At 72.0% G+C, this 4266-nt stretch carries 5 protein-coding genes; 4 read left to right on the top strand and 1 reads right to left on the bottom strand.

The window, feature by feature from the left end; translation table 11 throughout:
* From VI078_06820 to VI078_06835, 4 genes are all read left to right on the top strand, one after another.
* Positions 1–538, top strand: a 538-nt coding sequence (locus VI078_06820) for a tetratricopeptide repeat protein (GenBank protein ID HEY5999004.1), incomplete at its 5' end; no start/stop codon positions are given.
* An 85-nt stretch (positions 539–623) separates the two neighbouring features.
* Positions 624–2348, top strand: coding sequence for an NAD-dependent malic enzyme (locus tag VI078_06825; protein HEY5999005.1), 1725 nt, complete (start codon positions 624–626; stop codon positions 2346–2348).
* A 97-nt stretch (positions 2349–2445) separates the two neighbouring features.
* Positions 2446–2814, top strand: a complete 369-nt coding sequence (locus tag VI078_06830) for a PilZ domain-containing protein (protein HEY5999006.1) — start codon at positions 2446–2448, stop codon at positions 2812–2814.
* A 206-nt stretch (positions 2815–3020) separates the two neighbouring features.
* Positions 3021–3563 carry a hypothetical protein gene (locus tag VI078_06835; protein ID HEY5999007.1) on the top strand — a complete coding sequence of 181 codons (543 nt, stop codon included), beginning with the start codon at positions 3021–3023 and terminating at the stop codon, positions 3561–3563.
* Positions 3564–3963: 400 nt separating this feature from the next.
* On the opposite strand, the gene VI078_06840 is transcribed toward VI078_06835, so the two are convergent.
* The coding region (locus tag VI078_06840; protein ID HEY5999008.1) for a tetratricopeptide repeat protein at positions 3964–4266 on the bottom strand (303 nt) is incomplete at its 5' end.

Genomic DNA, 4266 nt, shown 5'->3' on the forward strand with positions numbered 1-4266 from the left:
GAACCTGCAGGCCCGCGTCTGGCACGACACGACGTCCCTCTTCCGGCAGGCCATCCGCGTCGACCCGCGCAACATCGTCGCGCACATCAACCTCGGCCTCGGCTTGACGAAGCTCGGCGACCTCGAGGCGGCGAACGCGGAGTACCGCGCGGCGCTCGCCATCTCCCAGCGCCTGGGCCAGGTGAATTTCTTCATCGGGCTGAACCTCTACAAGATGGGCCGCAGGACCGAGGCGCTCGAGGCCTTCCAGACCGAGATCGCCCTCTTCCCCGACAACGCCGCGGCGCAGGGGGCGGCCGGCACGACGCTGCTGGTCCTCGGCCGCACGACGGAGGCCGAGCCGCACCTGCGCGCGGCCCTGCGCATCGACCCGCTCCAGTCGGACGCGCGCCGCGGCCTGGGGGTGATCATGCTCGAGCGCGGCGACGTGCAGGGCGCCCTCTACAACCTGCGCATCGCGGTGCAGGCAAACCCCGCCGACCAGTACGCGGGGCGCATGCTGCTGCGCGCCGAGCAGCAGGCACAACAGGGCCGCTAGAGCGGCCGGCGGCGTGCGCCCGCTTGCACAACCGCACCCGCCGAGTACCATGGATTCCCGGGCCGGGTGCCCGAAAGGACGGGGGATGCTGAACTTCCGCACGGTCAGGCAGGACGACGGGAACGTGATCTGCGAGACGAACGCCCGGGGCCAGGAAGTCCTGCGCCACCCGCTGCTCAACAAGGGGACGGCGTTCCCCGCGGAGGAGCGGTCGGCCTTCGGCATCGAGGGCTATCTCCCTCCGGCCGTCTCGACCATGGAGCTGCAGCTCTCTCGCTGCCGCGAGGCCTACGGCGCGAAGGCCACCGACCTGGAGCGCCACATCTACCTGCGCTCGCTCCAGGACCGCAACGAGGTGCTCTTCTACGCGCTGCTCGGGCGCCACCTCGAGGAGATGATGCGCATCGTCTACACCCCGACGGTCGGCGAGGCCTGCCAGAAGTTCAGCCACATCTTCCGGTTCCCCCGCGGGGTCTTCCTCTCCCCCGAGAACATCCACCGGGTCGACGAGGTCTTCGCGGGGCTGCCCTGCCGCGACGTCGCGGTGATCGTCGCGACCGACTCCGCCGGGATCCTCGGCATCGGCGACCAGGGCGTGGGCGGCATGGGGATCCCCATCGGCAAGCTCTCGCTGTACACGGCGGGCGCGGGGATCGACCCGGCCCACTGCCTCCCCGTGACGCTGGACGTCGGCACCGACAACCGCCAGCTGCTCGCGGACCCGCACTACCTGGGCATCCGGCGGCCGCGGCTGCAGGGCGGCGAGTACTTCGACCTGGTCGACCGCTTCGTCCAGGCCGTCAAGCGCCACTTCCCCGACTGCCTGCTCCAGTGGGAGGACTTCTCGAAGGAGAACGCCTGGAGCCTGCTCCAGAAGTACCGCGGCGAGCTGCTCTCGTTCAACGACGACATCCAGGGGACGGGCGCGGTCGTGGTCTCGGGCATCGTCTGCGCCGTGCGCGCGGCGGGCGAGCGGCTGCGCGACCAGGTGTTCGTCCTTTTCGGCGCCGGCGCGGCCGGTATCGGCATCGCGGCGCAGCTGCGCACCGCCCTCGTCGCCGACGGGCTCTCGCCGGCGGAGGCGGTCGCACGCATCCACGTGCTCGACAGCCGCGGCCTGCTCGTGGAGGGGCGCGCGCGGATCGAGGACTACAAGCGCCCCTTCACCCACGCGCGCGCCGTCGTCCCCTGGGTCACCGAGGTCGGCGACCGCGCCCCGGGGCTGCTCGAGGTGGTGCAGATGACGCGCGCGACCGTGCTGCTCGGGCTCTCGGGCCAGCCCGGCGCCTTCGACGAGCGGGTCGTGCAGGCGATGGCCGCCAACTGCCCGCGGCCGATGGTCTTCCCGCTCTCCAACCCGACGGCGCTCGCGGAGGCGCGGCCCGAGGACGTCTACCGCTGGAGCGGGGGCCGCGCGCTGGTCGCCACGGGCAGCCCGTTCCCCGACGTGGAGGTCGGCAGCCAGCGCTTCATGATCGGGCAGGGCAACAACGCGTTCATCTTCCCCGGCGTCGGCCTCGGCGCCGTCGCCGTGCGGGCCCGGGCCGTGAGCGACGAGATGTTCACCGCCGCCGCGGTGCGCCTCGCCGAGCTGGTGCCCGCCGAGCGCATCGCCCGCCGCTGCGTCTTCCCCGCGATCGGGGCGCTGCGGGAGGTCTCGCGGGAGATAGCGCTCGTGGTCGCCCGCACGGCCGTCGCGCAGGGGCTGGCACGGGACGCGCGCGCCGCCGCCGACGTCGAGGCCGCGATCGACCGGACGATCTGGCAGCCCCGCTACCCCCGGCTCGTCCAGGCCCCGGCGGGCCGCTAGGGCGCGGGGAGCCGGCGCGTCCGCGGCGGTGAGGGCGAGAGAAATATTGAACTGCCGCTGCGCCTGCGGCTATACTTGAAGCTTGCGGGAGGTGGCGATGGAGCAGCAGACCAGTGGGACGCCGGTGCGGCGGTATCCGCGCATGGCGGCGGAATACGACGTCTCGTTTCGGCGCTCCCTGCCCGACGGCGGCCTGAGCGATGCGCGCTCGTCGCAGACCCGCACCCTCGGCCTCGGGGGGCTGATGTTCGAGACCGACAACCCCCTCGAGCGGGGCGAGGCCCTGCGCGTCGAGATCGCGCTCGGCGACCACACCATCTCGGCGAGCGGGACCGTCGTGTACGTGGACCGCCGCAACGCCGGCCCCTGGCAGATCGGCGTCCAGTTCACCGCGCTCGGCGAGGACGACCGGGACGCGCTGCTCGGCATCTACCTGCAACGCGAATACCGCCTCCCCGCCGAGTGACGGACCGCTGAAACGGGGCCATCTGCGGCGTTGCGGCCCGGCCTCCTCACTGCGGCGCACACCAGTGCGCCTCATTCGTCGGCCCGTCCCGCGCCTTGCATCTGACCCCGTTTCATCGGTCCGTCAGGTCGCCAACACACCGGAGGAACAAATCCAAGCCCATGTTTGTCATACCGGGCAAGCGTATTGCCGAGGAGGGACGGGCCATGACGAGCGGCATGGGGAAGACCGGGCGGATCATCGCCGTGATGCTCGCGGCGATCCTTGTCGTCGCAATCGCCGCCCCGGCGGGCGCGCAACCGCGCGGCGGACGGCACTCGTTCGCCGGCGGCTATGGCGGCCACCGCGGTTTCGGGGGGCATGACCGCCACGGCGGATACCGGGGACACGGCACTCCCGGTTGGCACCGGGGCCCCGACGGCTACGGCTACTGGGGCGGCTCGCCCCTCGGGTTCTTCCTCGGGGCGCTCGGCGTCGGCATCGCCATCGACGCGATGGTGGACGCCCAGCGCCCGGTGATCGTCGAACCGCCGCCGGAGGCCTACGGGTACTATCAGGAACCGGGGACCCCGCCTCCGGTTCAGTACCAGGCGGAGTATCCCCCGCCCCGCCGGGACTATCCCGAGTGCCGCGAGTTCATCCGCAACCCCGGCGCCATGGCGTTCTGCGAGAAGGGCGTGCTCGAGCGCGAATACGAGGAGCAGCGCCTCCTCGAGCAGAAGGCGTACGAGACCGGCCGCGGCCGCTGATCGCCGCGTTCCCGATTGCCGTCCGCCCAGCGAAGCGAGGGCAACGCACCCAGAATCAGCCCCGGCACATTCCCGATGCAGTCCGCCCAGCGAAGCGAGGGCAACGCACCCGGCCTCTGCACCCGCACGTTCCCGATTCCGTCCGCCCAGCGAAGCGAGGGCAACGGTTCCCAGCATCATCCCCGGCACGTGCCCATTGTGGTCCGCCCAGCGGAGCGAGGGCAACGGACCTTGACGGTCACGAGGGGCGCCCAGGCTGCCCGCGCGCAGTCAGGCGCGGATTTTTCGTCCTGGCAAGGCAGGACGCGAGCTCGCGAGGAGGCGACCTCGCGGTCGCCGCACGAGCGTAGCGAGCGGCCAACGCCGCCAGGGCGGAAAAGACGCCCCTGAATGCCGCGGGCTAATACTCTCCGCGGACGAGGCGGCGGATGGCGGTGTCCGCCTCCGCGTTCCCCGGCTCCAGCCGCAGGACCTGCTCCCAGGCCTCGCGCGCGGCGTCGTACCGTCCCTGGCGCGCGCAGGCCTCGCCGAGGCGCATCCACACCGCGGTGTCGCGCGGGACCAGCTCGAGGTACTTGCGGAGGTACTCCTCGGCCTTGGCGGGCTCGCCCTTGTTGAGATGGTAGCCGGCGAAGTACAGGTACTTCTCCAGCAGCGCCTGCTTCGGGTCGACCGGCTGCGCCGGCTGCGCTGGCGGGACCTG

Source organism: bacterium (genome assembly GCA_036524115.1).
GTDB lineage: Bacteria > JAUVQV01 > JAUVQV01 > JAUVQV01 > DATDCY01 > DATDCY01.

What these genes read in the sequence shown, in the direction of transcription:
- VI078_06835 (HEY5999007.1), top strand. Translation starts at nt 3,021, where the DNA reads ATGACGAGCGGCATGGGGAAGACCGGGCGGATCATCGCCGTGATGCTC.
- VI078_06830 (HEY5999006.1), top strand. Translation starts at nt 2,446, where the DNA reads ATGGAGCAGCAGACCAGTGGGACGCCGGTGCGGCGGTATCCGCGCATG.
- VI078_06825 (HEY5999005.1), top strand. Translation starts at nt 624, where the DNA reads ATGCTGAACTTCCGCACGGTCAGGCAGGACGACGGGAACGTGATCTGC.